The following is a 13083-nucleotide window of genomic DNA, read 5'->3' on the forward strand; positions in this document are numbered from 1 at the left end:
AGTCGTGATGGGGTGGGGCCAGGATGCTGTCCAGCCATTCGTTCACCACGGGAGACGACGCATGACACCGACCGCACTCATCCGCACCGCAGTCGCGCTGGCCGCAGCGCTGCTCCTCGGCGGCACCCTGCTCGCCGTGATCCCGGCTGCGTCATCGGACAACGGCGACAGTGCGGGAGCGGCCGGGACCGAGCGCAGGAAGTGCAACCCGCCGCGGTGCTGGATCGGCGGCGCGTTCAACGTCAGCACGGGCGTCGCCTACACCTGGGAGAACACCGCAACGCGCGAGGCGGCGAGGCGGACCGCCAAGAGGCTGTGCAAGCAGTACTCCGCCGACGAGTACGACGCCGACTGCCGCGCCGCGGGCACCAACCGGCACGGCTGCCTGGCGATCGCCTACCGCGCGAGCGACGGCGACCTGCTCCAGTGGGCGCACCGCGAGACCGACTTCGCGCGCCGGCTGACGGTCAAGGAGACCCGGCGGAAGGCGGTCCGCCGCGCCCTGCGCGCGGTGCGGGGCGACGGCGAGGAGTACGTCGCGATCGCCGACTGCACCGGCCGCTGAACGACGAACCGCCCCGCGCCTCGACGAGGCGCGGGGCGGTTTCCGTCGTACGACGGGCTCACGCGTAGTCGTGGAAGCCCTTCTTGGTCTTCCGGCCCAGCTCGCCGGCGGCGACCTTCTGCTCCAGCAGCTCGGCCGGCGCGAAGCCCGGCTCCTTGAACTCGGCGTAGAGCTCCTTCTGGATCGCCAGCGACACGTCGTTGCCGACCACGTCGAGCAGCTCGAACGGCCCCATCGGGAAGCCGGCCTGCTCCTTGATCGCGGCGTCGATGTCGGCGATCGCGACGCCCGACTCGTGCAGCTTGACCGCGTCGTTGAGGTAGGGGAACAGCAGGCAGTTGACGATGAAGCCCGCGCGGTCGCCGCAGGAGACCGCGACCTTGCCGACCTTCGCGCACAGCGCCTTGACGGTCTCGTCGACGTCGGCGCCAGTGGCAGGCGTGGTGACGACCTCGACCAGCTTCATCACCGGCGCGGGGTTGAAGAAGTGCATGCCGATGACCGACTCGGGCCGCGAGGTCGCCTCGCCGAGGCGGGTGATCGGGAGGCTCGAGGTGGTGGTCGCGAGGATCGCGCCCTGCTTGCAGATCCGGTCGAGGTCCTTGTAGAGCTCGGTCTTGATCGCGAGGTCCTCGGCGATGGCCTCGACCACGATGTCGACGTCGGCGAGCGCCTCGCGCTCGGTCGCGCCGGTCAGTCGGCCGAGCACGGCCTCCTTGCCGGCCTCGTCGAGCTTGCCCTTCGACACCGCGCGGTCGAGGTTCTTGGTCACGTAGCCGACCACGCCGTCGAGCTTCTCCTGGCTACGGCCGACGTAGGTGACCTCGTAGCCGCTCTGTGCGAAGACGAGCGCGATGCCGGAGGCCATCGTGCCGGTGCCGACGACGCCGACCTTGGCGATGTCGTGCTTGAGCTCGGGGGTCGCGACCTCACCGGCCGCGCTCGCCTCGGCGAACGTCCTGCCCTCGGCAGCCAGCTGCTCGAGCAGGTCGGCCGGCTGGTGCAGGTGGTCGGTGGTCTGCTTGAACCGCTCGTCGAGCTCGTTGCGGACCTTCGCGGCGCCGATCTCGTCGATCGTCGCCAGCGGGCCCTGCGGGTAGCCGCAGCCGAACCGCATCGCCGCGTCGATGTCGGCCGCCGAGGCGTAGTCGGCCTCGTACATACGCACCGCGTGGTTGAGGTACGGCAGCACCAGGGTGCTGAAGATCTCTTCGCTGGAAGTCATGACAGGCAGTGTCACACGCCGTCACACGGAGTTCTACCGTCCGGTAACTATGCGAGACGTGGCGCTGGACACGCGTACGGCGGGCTCCCGCCTCCCCTCATCGCCGCCACTGTAGATTCGCGCCTCGTGAGACTCGTCGTCGCTCGCTGCCAGGTGGACTACGCAGGCCGGTTGACCGCACACCTCCCGATGGCGACCCGGGTGCTGATGATCAAGGCCGACGGCTCGGTCCTGGTCCACTCCGACGGCGGCTCCTACAAGCCGCTGAACTGGATGTCGCCGCCCTGCACGGTCCGGGAGTCCGTCGTGGACGAGGACGGCACCGAGAGGGTCGAGTGGACCGTGACCGCGAAGGCGGCCAAGGGCGCGACGCCCGACACGCTACGGATCCTGATCGAGGAGATCCTCCACGACTCCTCCCACGAGCTCGGCATCGATCCCGGCCTCCAGAAGGACGGCGTCGAGAAGCACCTCCAGGAGCTGCTCGCCGACCACCCCGGCACGCTCATGCCCGGTCTGAGCCTGGTGCGTCGCGAGTACCCCACTGCCATCGGACCGGTCGACCTGATGTGCAAGGACGCCGACGGCGTGAGCGTCGCGGTCGAGATCAAGCGCCGCGGCGAGATCGACGGCGTCGAGCAGCTCACCCGCTACCTCGAGCTCCTCAACCGCGACCCGCTGCTCGCGCCGGTGCGCGGGATCTTCGCGGCCCAGGAGATCAAGCCGCAGGCCCGCGTGCTCGCCGGCGACCGCGGCATCACCTGCGCCGTCGTCGACTACGACGCGCTGCGCGGTCTCGACGACCCGACCGACCGGCTGTTCTGAGGAGCGAGATGGCCACGATCTTCCACCTCGCGCTCGCCTCCGACTGGGAGGCGGCGCAGGGCGAAGGCGCCTACACGATCTCCACGCGCGGGCGCACGCTCGCCGAGGAGGGCTTCATCCACGCCAGCCGTGCCGACCAGTGGCCGGCGGTGCGCGAGCGCTTCTACGCCGACGTCACCGAGCCGCTGCTGCTCCTCCAGATCGACACCGACCTGCTCGACGTGCCGGTGGTCGAGGAGCCGGCGGCACCGGGCGGCACCGAGACGTTCCCGCACCTCTACGGGCCGCTCCGGGTCGACGCCGTCGTGCGCGCCCTGCCACTGCCGGAGGCGGGTACGACGCCGGATGGACCGGCCCCCACCCCCGCTGCGCCGGGACCCACCGCACCCGGACCGAGCTTCAGCCGGCTGTTCCTCCAGGAGATGTTCGCCAACGTGCTCGTCGCCGCGGTCGTGCTCGTCTGCACCGTCGCCGGCGCGGCGGTCGGCTACACGCAGGGCGACACCGGCGGGCTGGTCGGCGCGGGGGTCGGTCTCGCGGTGGGTGTCGTCGCGGGCGTCTGGCTCCACGCGCGGCGGAGCGGCGCGAGCGCCGGCTAGACCGCCCGCAGGCGCTGCGCGGCGTCGTACTCGACGAGCTGCGTGAGCCGCCCGCGGGTCGCCTCGTCGCGCGGCGAGTAGACCGTCATCCGGGCGCTGCCGTTCTCGCCCATCTCGAACCGGCTGACCTGGAGGTGGAGGTCGCCGACCGGGCTGCGGAAGTCCTTCGCGGGCAGCGCGCCGTGGACGACGTCGTGGCGGCGCCAGAGCGCGTCGAACTCCTCGGACGCCTCGCGCAGACGCTGCACGAGGCCGGTCCACAACGGGTCGTCGACGTGCTGGGCCGACGCCGAGCGCAGCGTCGCGACCAGGTGGGCGGCGGCCTGCGCGCGGTTGCCGATGCACATGTCCTTCAGGCGCGGGCTCGTGAAGAACAGCCAGATCGTGTTGCGCTCGCCCGGCTCGATCGAGTCCACGTCACCGAACAGCCGGTTGTAGGCGCGGTTGTAGCCGAGGATGTCGAACCGCGGCGACACCACCGCGGACGGGAACGGGTCGAGCTGGTCGAGCACCTCCTGCTGAGCCGTGGACAGCTCCGCGTGCTCCGAGGACGCGGCGGCGATCGTGACCCCGGCCAGCTGGAACAGGTGCCAGCGTTCCTGGTTGTCCATCTGCAGCGTCCGCGCGATCGCCTCGAGCACCTGGACCGACGCGTTGATGTCGCGTCCCTGCTCGAGCCAGGTGTACCAGGTCACGCCGATCCCGGCGAGCAGAGCGACCTCCTCGCGCCGCAGGCCCGGCGTGCGTCGGCGACCTCCGCGCGGGAGCCCGACGTCGTCGGGCGTGAGCCGCTCGCGTCGCGTGCGGAGGAAGTCGGCGAGCTCGGTACGCCGGCGCGAGGTGTCGGTGGCCACGGACACGATGGTCGCACCGCCCGTGGGGGTTATCCAGTTGCTGCCACTACCGGGATAACCAGGCACTCACCACCCTGATCCGACCGCCCCAAGACTACTGGCCATGACTTCCACCCTCCCCCGACCCTCGACCGGCGACGCGGTCGACCAGCGACGGTTGCACCCGGCAGCCCTGGTGGCCGCCCTCGCGGCCCTGACCGTGCCCGTCATGTCCTTCTTCAGCGTCAACGTCGCGCTCGGAGAGATCGGCGTCGACCTCGACGCATCGCCCGGCATGCTGCAGCTCGTCGTCGGCGCCTACGGCGTCATGTACGCCGCGCTGGTGGTGATCGGCGGGCGGCTCGGCGACTCCCACGGGCGCAAGCGGATGCTGGTGCTCGGGCTCGCGGCGTTCGCGGTGACCAGCCTGCTGTGTGCCGCCGCCCAGACCCCGCTCCAGCTCGTGGGCGCCCGCTTCGTGCAGGGCGTCAGCGCCGCGCTCGTCGCTCCGCAGGTGCTGGCGAGCATCCACGCCAACACCGAGGGCCACCACCGCACCCGCGCGCTGGCCTGGTTCGGCGCGACGGCCGGCATCGCCACCTCCCTGGCGTTCCTGGTCGGCGGCAGCTTGGCGGGGTCCGACCTCGGCTGGCGCTCGGTGTTCTGGATCAACCTTCCGCTCGGCGTGCTCGTGCTCGCCGCAGTGGTCCGCTGGCTCCCCGAGTCCAAGGCCCCGTCGCGCACGGCGCTCGACTGGCCGGGCGCCGGCCTGCTGTTCGCGACGATGGCCCTGCTGATCCTGCCCCTCACCGAGGGCCGCACGCTCGACTGGCCCCTGTGGACCTGGCTGTGCCTCGCCGGCGTCCCGGTGGCGGCAACCGCGCTCGTGGCATGGCAGGCGCGCACCGAGCGCCGCGGCGACCTCCCGCTCGTGCCGCCGAGCCTGTTCCGGTTCCGCAGCATCCCCGTCGGCCTCGCCGTCGCCACCCCGATGTTCGTGACCTTCGGCGGCTTCATGTTCGTCTACTCCTACATGGCTGCCGTCCACGGCCTCGACCCGCTGCGCATCGGCGTGAGCCTGCTCCCGATGTCGGCCGCGTTCCTCGTCGCCTCCATCGTGGCCGGACGCCTCCTTCCGCGGTACGGCGCCACCGTGCTCACCGTGGGCGCACTGGTCGCGGCCGCCGGGTTCGGCTGGCTCGCCCTCGCGCTCGACGACCTCGGAGCGACCGCGACGTTCGGCGCCGCGGAGGTCGCCCTGCCGATGGCGCTCAGCGGACTCGGCCTCGGCCTCGTGTGGTCGCCGATCGTCGGCGTCGTCCTGAGCCAGGTGCCGGCCCACCTCGCCGGCCTCGGCGGCGGACTGCTGATCACGGTGATGCAGGCCGGTCTCGGCTTCGGCTCGGCCGTCGTCGGGTCGGTCTACCTCGGCTGGGGCGTGGGCGACGGGTTCGAGCGCACCGTGCTCCTCCTGGCGGCCGCGATGGTCGTGGTCGCCGGGCTCACCCGGCTGCTGGACTCCCGGCGAGGCTGACGACCTCGTCGGCACAGCCCCAGCTGAGGCCGACGCCGTTGCCACCGTGCCCGTAGCAGTGGATCACGTCGCCCTGGCGCTCCACCCGCACCTCCGGCCGCGCGGGGCGCAGCCCGACCTTGTGGCGGAGCACCCGCGCGCCCGCGATCTCGGGCACCAGCCGGGCTGCGCGGGCCAGGATGTCGTCGGCGGCGGCCGGGTCCGGCGTACGGCTCCACTCCCCGGGCTGCAGCGTGCCGCCGACGACGATGTCGCCCGACCGCGGCACGACGTACGTCGGCCCCGCGGGGTCGAACCACACCCGGTCCAGGCCCACCTGCTCGACGACCACGACCTGTCCGCGCACCGGCTCGACCGACAGGTCGCCGGCGAAGAGCCGGGCGCCGAGACCGGCGCAGTCGAGCACCAGGTCGGCGCCCTCGCCGTCGCCGGTCGGCGGCAGCGCCGAGAGGTTGATGCGGGTCAGCGTGCCGCCGAGCGCGGCGAGCCGCGCTGCCAGCCAGTCGAGGTAGAGGGGCATCTCGACGACCGGAGTGGTGAACGTCCAGCCGTCGGCGTAGCCCTCCGGAAGCGAGGTCTCCCGGGCGAGATCGGGTACGGCGCCGCGCCACTCCGGCTCGGGCTGCTCGGTCGCGAAGACCTCCGTGCCCGGCCTCAGCACGACGCCGCTGGCGGGATCGGAGGCGAGCTCCGTGAACACGTCGTAGGAGCGGGCCGACCAGGCGCGCGCCCGCTCCACCGGGAGGGCGCCGTGCGGTGACCAGAACGCGCCCGCGACGGCGGACGTCGTCTCGCGGGGCAGGTCGCGGGCGACGACGTCGACCCGGTGGCCCGCCTCGGCGAGGCGCACCGCGCAGGACAGGCCGATCACGCCGGCCCCGACGACGATCACCCTGGCCATGACTGCCTCAGGCGCCGGCCAACCGCGGCGCCGTCGGGTCGTCCTGGGCGCCCCCGGTCTCGCGGGCGACCCACTCCTCGATGTCGTTGACGTCGTCCTTGCTGCGGGTCACGACGGCGAGCAGGTCGCTCATCGTCGCGACCTCCTCGACCTGCTCCTTGATGAACCACTGCATGAACTGCTCGGAGGCGAAGTCGTTCTCCTCGCGCGCGGTGCGCAGCAGGTCGTTGATCTGCTGGGTGACCCGCCGCTCCTGCTCGAGCGCGAGCGCGACGGGCTCGACCACGTCGGCGAAGTCGGCGGTCGGCGCGGGCACGGCGGGGATGGTGACCGGAACGTCGGTGTCGAGGAGGTATTGCACCATCATCATCGCGTGGTCACGCTCCTCGAGCGCCTGGTTGTAGAAGAAGGCCGCCGTTTGGGGCATCGTCAGCGCGTCGTAGTGGACGGCGCAGGCGAGGTACTGGTTGTGGGACGCGAACTCGTTGCCGATCTGGGCGTTGAGCTGGTCGGAGAAGCGGGTGGCAGCCATGGTCGGAACCCTATCGATGCCGCCGACAGCGCCCCCTATGCGGCCTTCTGCAGCGCCTTCTTCGTGACCTTCTTGCCCTTCACCGTCACCAGCCGGCGGTGCTTCACGGTGAGGCCCTCGGGCAGGGTGCCCTCCTTGAGCATCCGCAGGGGGCAGCGACCGCACTTCGAGCTCGACTCGCAGCACTTGGTCTTGGGGAGCTTGCGCCTCCCCTTCTTGCCCTTGCCCACGCACGCACCCTATCGGTAGAGGTAAGGCTTGCCTTGGTGGGACCGCTCTGTGGTCGTACGGCTCGTCCCGACGGACGAATTACCCCGGTTCCTGACATGCCAGCCCTCACGCCCGGGCACGGTGGCCGCATGCACCGCTCCCGCGTCGTCCTCCTCACCCGCCTCGCGATGCTCGCGACCGGCGCGACCCTGGTCCTGGCCGGGTGCGACGGCGGCGGCACCGACGACAGCGGACGCTACCCGCACGAGACCGGAGCCCGCTGCGCCACCGAGGCCGACTCCCCCGCCGACTGCGAGGCCGCCGAGGATCTCGCGGAGGAGGTGGAGGCGCTCGCCGGTGTCGACGCCGTGGGCTACGAGTTCCGCAGCATCGACGGCGAGGGCATCAACGAGCTGATCCTCGTGATCCACGCCTCCGGCGACGCCACGGCCGAGCAGGTGGCTGCCGCCCTCGAGCAGGGGCTCGCCGAGATAGGCGAGGTCGACGGCGACCGCGACGAGTCGATCGCCGCCACGAGAGCCGGCGTCAGCCTCCACGTCGACACCGCCGAGCAGACCGACCTCGCCGACGCCGCGGGTCTCCTGGTTGCCGCCGGCGGACTGGCCGAGCACGGCTACGTCTCGCTGAACGACGCCGGGTCCGACGTCTGGGTCAACATGCCGCCCGAGGCGACGTACGCCGACATCGGCGCGGTCGCCGACGACGTCGCGGCGTCCGACATCCCCGCATGGGCCGACGTCCTGATCTCCGGAGGCGGCGGCTACCTGAGCGGCCGCGGCCTCGACGCCGAGGACGCCGAGCGGTGGGACGCGCTCGTGGCCGCGGCAGGCCCCGCGGTCGCCACGCTCAGCGTCAGCGACCGCGAGGTGACCGTGACCATCGACGGACCCACGGACATCCGCCCGCGGGACTTCACGTTCGAGACGTACGGCGACCGCTGGTGGCCGATGATCCGCGCCCACCTCGACCTGGTGCGCGCGATGGGCGACGGCGCGGCGTACGTGATCGACACCAACTGGGAGCAGAGCGACGCCGGCTTCGACACGATCCTCGACGTCGCCGTCGGCCGGGCACACGACGGCGCGGACCCGCGCGGGTGGACCGAGGCCGCCGAGCGCTACCTGGACCGCTGAGTCGTCACCGCGCAGTCAGAGCCCGGCGAGCTCCGCCATCCGGGCCAGTCCGGGGCCGCCGGCAGCGGCGATCCGCTCCTTCACCGCACCCACGGCCGGGTCGCCGGCCTTCTCGGCCGGCACCCGCGCGGGGTTGAGCAGGCAGTCGTTGGCCCATGCCGCGATGTCGGGTTCGGCGTTGAACGCCGCCGCGGACCGGGCGCCGAGCACCTGCATGCGTGTCCAGTCCGCGAGCGAGTTCGGGTAGGTCGACGGCGGGCACACCCGGTTCTTCTCGTCGGTGTCGCCGCGGGTCGCCTCGACGTAGCCGATCATCGCGGCACCGAAGCAGGGGAACCCGGCCCGGGTCGGCTGCACCGTGATCGTGCCCTCGCCCCAGATCGGCACGGACGGCCGGTCCCGCAGCCCGGCCGCGGCGCAGTGCACGACGACCGTGTCCGCGGCCAGCGGCACCGTGCCGTCGTCGAGCACCATGCGGCCGGGATCCACGTGCCGGACGTGACCGAGCCGAACGACGTCGTCGACCGAACGCAGGAGGTCGAGCTCCCACTGCGCCAGGGTCGGCGTCCGCGCCATCGTGGGGGTGATGGCGGTGTCGATCCGCAGCACGACGCCGGCCTCCTCGAGGCGCAGGAACATCTGGTCCAGGGACGATGCGGTCGCCGCGGCCTCCATCATGTCGGCGCCGATGCCGAGGAAGACGGCGGGATCGGGTTGCACCTTCGCCCTGTTGAGGAGCCAGGGGTCGCGCGGCCGGATCCAGCAGATGCGGTCCGGGTCGACGCCGTTGCCGAGCAGCCACACGATGGAGTCCGTCGCAGTCTTGCCGGAGCCGACGATCGCGTAGCGCGACGGTGCGCCGTCGAGCCGGACCAGCTCGTTGACGGGGATCACCCGGGCACCGTCACCGACCTCGAACGGCGCCGGCGTCGTCGCCGGGATCATCGGCTCGAGGTAGTGGGCGTCGACGACGGCACGGCGGGCGCTCACGGCGTACTCCTTGCCCGAGGCGCGCGAGCGGGCGCGTCCGTCCGCCAGCCAGTCGCAGCCGGGCAGGAACCTCACCTGCCCGGTCCGCACGAGACGGTCCATGACCCGCGTGTAGTAGGCGCAGATCTCCGGAGCGGTCGCACGCTCCTGGAGCCCCTGCTCGGGGCCGGAGGTCTGGACGCTGCCGTCGCCGAGCTGCTCCCCCGCGACGCCGTAGAACAATGACGCCTGGTGGAGCCGGACGAACGGGTAGGCGTCGACCCAGTGGCCCCCAGGAGCGTGGCGCCGGTCGACGATGACGACCTCGGCATCCGAGTGGCCGACGACGGCGTCGGCGAACGCCATGCCCGCCGCTCCCGCGCCGACCACGACGTAATCAGCGCTGAGCGCCTCCGCCATGAGGCGGACGCTACTCCTGCTCAGCCCAGCCCGTTGGCCTTCCGGATCACGTCGACGATCCCGCCCATGATCTCGGTCAGCCCGAAGTCCTTGGGCGTGTAGACCGCGGCGACGCCGAGCTCCACCAGCTTGCGCCCGTCGGACTCGGGGATGATGCCGCCGACGATCACCGGCACGTCGGCCATGCCCTGGGCCTTCAGGCCCTCGAGCACCGCCGGCACCAGCTCCATGTGCGAGCCGGAGAGGATCGAGAGGCCGACGCAGTGCACGTCCTCGGCCACGGCCGCGGCGACGATCTGCTCCGGCGTGAGCCGGATGCCCTGGTAGATGACCTCGAACCCGGCGTCGCGGGCGCGGACGGCCACCTGCTCGGCGCCGTTGGAGTGCCCGTCGAGCCCCGGCTTGCCGACGAGCAGCCGCAGCCGGCCGCCGAGCTCCTCGCCGGTGCGCTTCACGGCGTCGCGGACAGCGGTCAGCTCGGCACCTGCCTCGGCGACCCCGACGGCGCCGGCCACACCGGTGGGCGCGCGGAACTCGCCGAACACCTCGCGCAGGGTCCCGGCCCATTCGCCCGTCGTCGCACCAGCGCGAGCCGCGGCCAGCGTCGCGGTCATCAGGTTGACGCCCGACTTCGCATCGTTCGCGAGCTTCGCGAGCGCCTCGTCGACCTCGGCCTGGTCGCGCTGGGCCTTCCACGCCTCGACCGACGCGATCGCGGACTCCTCCGCCTTCGGGTCGGCGGTCATGATCGCCTCGTCGAGGTTGGCGGTCAGCGGGCTCGGCTCGGTGGTCTCGTACTTGTTGACGCCGACGATGACCTCGTCGCCGGCCTCGATCCGGGAGCGGCGCGCCGCGTGGGCCGAGACCAGCTCCTGCTTCATGTAGCCGGAGTCGACGGCGGCGATCGCGCCGCCCATCGCCTGCACCCGGTCGATCTCGGCCTTGGCGCCGTCGACGAGTTCCTTGACCTTCGCCTCGATCACGTGGGAGCCGTCAAAGATGTCGTCGTACTCCAGCAGGTCGGACTCGAAGGCCAGCACCTGCTGGAGGCGCAGCGACCACTGCTGGTCCCACGGGCGCGGCAGGCCGAGCGCCTCGTTCCAGGCCGGCAGCTGTACGGCGCGGGCGCGCGCCTTCTTCGACAGCGTCACGCCGAGCATCTCGAGCACGATCCGCTGCACGTTGTTCTCGGGCTGCGCCTCGGTGAGGCCGAGGGAGTTGACCTGCACCCCGTAGCGGAACCGGCGCATCTTCGGGTCCTGCACGCCGTACCGCTCGCGGGTGATCTCGTCCCACAGCTCCACGAAGGCCCGCATCTTGCAGGTCTCCTCGATGAACCGGACGCCGGCGTTGACGAAGAAGGAGATCCGCCCGACGACCTTCTCGAAGTCCTCGTCGTTGACCTGGCCGGAGTTCTTGACCTGGTCGAGGACCGCGATCGCGGTGCACAGCGCGTAGGCGAGCTCCTGCGTCGGCGTGGCGCCGGCCTCCTGCAGGTGGTAGCTGCAGATGTTGATCGGGTTCCACTTCGGGATCTCGTGGACCGTGTAGGCGATCATGTCGGCGATCAGCCGCAGCGAGTGCTCGGGCGGGAACACGTAGGTGCCCCGCGACAGGTACTCCTTGATGATGTCGTTCTGGGTCGTGCCCGCGAGCTGGTGGGCGACCTCGGACGGCGACAGGTCGGGGTTCTGCTCCTCGGCGACCACCTGGTACATCGCCAGCAGCCACATCGCGGTGGCGTTGATCGTCATCGAGGTGTTCATCTCGGTGAGCGGGATCTCGTTGAAGAGCTTGCGCATCTCCCCGAGGTGCGGGACCGGCACGCCGACCTTGCCGACCTCGCCGCGGGCGAGCGGGCTGTCGGGGTCGTAGCCGGTCTGCGTCGGCAGGTCGAAGGCGACCGAGAGACCGGTCTGCCCCTTGGCGAGATTGGTGCGGTAGAGCGCGTTGGACGCCTCGGCGGTCGAGTGGCCGGCGTACGTGCGCATCACCCAGGGGCGGTCCTTCGCAGTCATAGAGCGAAGCGTAGGCCGATTGCTACCGGGAGGTAACTGCGACGGAATGTGGCGTTCTCCACAGGGGCCGGACCGGCTGCCGGCCCGCCGATCACACCGCGATGGGCTCGCGCTCGACCTCGACCACCCGGATCAGGTGGCTGATGTGCAGCATCCGGAGCACCGCCGGGCACGCCCCGCGGAGCACGACGCGGCGACCCTCACGGGCGGCGTTGCGGCTGGCGGCGGCGATCACCTTGAGCGCGGTGTGGTCGATGCTGTCGACCTCGGAGATGTCGATCGTGACCGGCGTGTGGTCGTCGCCGCGGGCCAGCGCGTCGTAGATCGCGTTGCGGACCTCGAAGGTGCTGCGCACGTCGAGGTCGCCGCTGAGGCGCAGGTGGGGTCCATCGGTGGTGATGTCCATCGACCATCCCTCCCTCTCGGCCTCGCGTCTGTGAGTGGTTCTTTACCCACCATGACGCTCGCCACACGGAATCGGTTGCACGCTGCGCCGAAATTCTCCTGTCGTGTCGGCCTTTCATCCTCGAGGACGAACTGTCGACGAACGGAGTTTCGCCGCCCGCGGGGCGTGCCAGCATCCGGGAGACCCCCCGTTCTGCCCCTGAGGCCACCCCTGGGAGAGATCAATGAAGCCTGCTCGAGACCTGCGTCGCGTGTGCGCCGCCGCTGCGCTGCTGGCGACGGCGGCGTCGCTCGCCGCGTGCGGTGACGACGGCCCGCCGGAGCGGGCCCGACCCGCCGCCGCGGACGACCCGTCCACCAGCGCCTCCCCCGAGCCGTGTGGCGGCGAGCCACCGGCCGCCGGCACCGTGGAGGTCCCCGGCCGGGCGACGTACCGGACCGGATCCTTCGCTGCGGAGGTCGAGCTCGACGACGGCACGACCTCGTGCGTCACCTCCGAGGACGTGACGGAGAGCGGGTTCGAGTACGGGTCCTACCACGTGGAGATCGGCGCCTTCGAGGACGCGCGCTTGACGATCGACCAGCTCGACGACGCGGGCAACGAGCTCGCGGCCGGGACGATCTCGCCCGTCGTCCGCATCGACATCGGCGGACGGACCTACCTGACGTCCTACGAGCGCGAGGAGTGCGACGTCACGCTGCTCTCCTTCACCGCCACCGAGACGGCCGGGACGTTCGTGTGCGAGGGGCTCGGCGAGTACACGGCCGACGACCCGGACTCCGACATCCTCGACGTCGTGCCCGGCGGCGCGCTCCCCCGCGCCAGCGGCTGGTGGGTGGCCGCCCGCTGACTCGCCGGCCGACGTGACGCGCGGTCGCCGTACGCTCGGGCC

At 71.7% G+C, this 13083-nt stretch carries 14 protein-coding genes; 6 read left to right on the plus strand and 8 right to left on the minus strand.

What is annotated here, in order from left to right; translation table 11 throughout:
• Window positions 1-61 precede the first annotated feature (61 nt).
• Window positions 62-565 (plus strand): DUF4189 domain-containing protein, encoded by a 504-nt coding sequence (locus HNR19_RS13790; protein ID WP_179668455.1) that lies wholly within the window; start codon window positions 62-64, stop codon window positions 563-565.
• A gap of 58 nt (window positions 566-623) precedes the next feature.
• Here the strand turns inward: HNR19_RS13790 and HNR19_RS13795 are convergent, their stop codons facing one another.
• The gene (locus HNR19_RS13795) at window positions 624-1790 is read right to left on the minus strand and encodes a 3-hydroxyacyl-CoA dehydrogenase family protein (protein ID WP_179668456.1); all 1167 of its coding nucleotides are present in this window, start codon (window positions 1788-1790) and stop codon (window positions 624-626) included.
• A 126-nt stretch (window positions 1791-1916) separates the two neighbouring features.
• On the opposite strand from HNR19_RS13795, the gene nucS reads away from it, so the two are divergent.
• Window positions 1917-2615 carry an endonuclease NucS gene (gene nucS, locus HNR19_RS13800; RefSeq protein ID WP_179668457.1) on the plus strand — a complete coding sequence of 233 codons (699 nt, stop codon included), beginning with the start codon at window positions 1917-1919 and terminating at the stop codon, window positions 2613-2615.
• Window positions 2616-2623: 8 nt separating this feature from the next.
• Window positions 2624-3214 carry a DUF952 domain-containing protein gene (locus HNR19_RS13805; RefSeq protein ID WP_179668458.1) on the plus strand — a complete coding sequence of 197 codons (591 nt, stop codon included), beginning with the start codon at window positions 2624-2626 and terminating at the stop codon, window positions 3212-3214.
• Here HNR19_RS13805 and HNR19_RS13810 read toward each other — a convergent pair.
• Window positions 3211-4068, minus strand: a complete 858-nt coding sequence (locus HNR19_RS13810; protein WP_179668459.1) for an MmyB family transcriptional regulator — start codon at window positions 4066-4068, stop codon at window positions 3211-3213. The genes HNR19_RS13805 and HNR19_RS13810 overlap by 4 nt on opposite strands.
• A 103-nt stretch (window positions 4069-4171) precedes the next feature.
• On the opposite strand from HNR19_RS13810, the gene HNR19_RS13815 reads away from it, so the two are divergent.
• Window positions 4172-5581, plus strand: a complete 1410-nt coding sequence (locus tag HNR19_RS13815; protein ID WP_179668460.1) for an MFS transporter — start codon at window positions 4172-4174, stop codon at window positions 5579-5581.
• On the opposite strand, the gene HNR19_RS13820 is transcribed toward HNR19_RS13815, so the two are convergent.
• From HNR19_RS13820 to HNR19_RS13830, 3 genes are read right to left on the minus strand one after another with little or no spacing between them, the layout of a single operon-like run.
• Window positions 5550-6482, minus strand: coding sequence for an FAD-dependent oxidoreductase (locus tag HNR19_RS13820; protein ID WP_179668461.1), 933 nt, complete (start codon window positions 6480-6482; stop codon window positions 5550-5552). The two genes, HNR19_RS13815 and HNR19_RS13820, sit on opposite strands and share 32 nt — an antisense overlap.
• Window positions 6483-6489: 7 nt before the next feature.
• Window positions 6490-7014 (minus strand): ferritin, encoded by a 525-nt coding sequence (locus HNR19_RS13825; protein WP_179668462.1) that lies wholly within the window; start codon window positions 7012-7014, stop codon window positions 6490-6492.
• 35 nt (window positions 7015-7049) lie between these two features.
• Window positions 7050-7244: a hypothetical protein gene (locus HNR19_RS13830; RefSeq protein ID WP_179668463.1), complete on the minus strand. Its 195-nt coding sequence runs from the start codon at window positions 7242-7244 to the stop codon at window positions 7050-7052.
• A gap of 129 nt (window positions 7245-7373) precedes the next feature.
• Between HNR19_RS13830 and HNR19_RS13835 the strand changes: the two genes are divergently transcribed.
• Window positions 7374-8378, plus strand: coding sequence for a hypothetical protein (locus HNR19_RS13835; protein ID WP_179668464.1), 1005 nt, complete (start codon window positions 7374-7376; stop codon window positions 8376-8378).
• A 15-nt stretch (window positions 8379-8393) separates the two neighbouring features.
• On the opposite strand, the gene HNR19_RS13840 is transcribed toward HNR19_RS13835, so the two are convergent.
• The 3 genes from HNR19_RS13840 to HNR19_RS13850 form a co-directional block, all read right to left on the minus strand.
• Entirely contained in the window at window positions 8394-9767 is a 1374-nt protein-coding gene (locus HNR19_RS13840; RefSeq protein ID WP_179668465.1) for an NAD(P)-binding protein, read from the minus strand.
• Between the two features lie 20 nt (window positions 9768-9787).
• Entirely contained in the window at window positions 9788-11785 is a 1998-nt protein-coding gene (locus tag HNR19_RS13845) for a protein meaA (protein WP_179668466.1), read from the minus strand.
• A gap of 91 nt (window positions 11786-11876) precedes the next feature.
• Complete coding sequence (locus tag HNR19_RS13850) at window positions 11877-12191, minus strand: STAS domain-containing protein (protein WP_179668467.1); 315 nt, start codon at window positions 12189-12191, stop codon at window positions 11877-11879.
• Between the two features lie 223 nt (window positions 12192-12414).
• Between HNR19_RS13850 and HNR19_RS13855 the strand changes: the two genes are divergently transcribed.
• Window positions 12415-13041: a hypothetical protein gene (locus tag HNR19_RS13855; RefSeq protein WP_179668468.1), complete on the plus strand. Its 627-nt coding sequence runs from the start codon at window positions 12415-12417 to the stop codon at window positions 13039-13041.
• The last annotated feature ends 42 nt before the right edge of the window (window positions 13042-13083 follow it).

Source organism: Nocardioides thalensis (assembly GCF_013410655.1).
Classification (GTDB): Bacteria; Actinomycetota; Actinomycetes; order Propionibacteriales; family Nocardioidaceae; genus Nocardioides; species Nocardioides thalensis.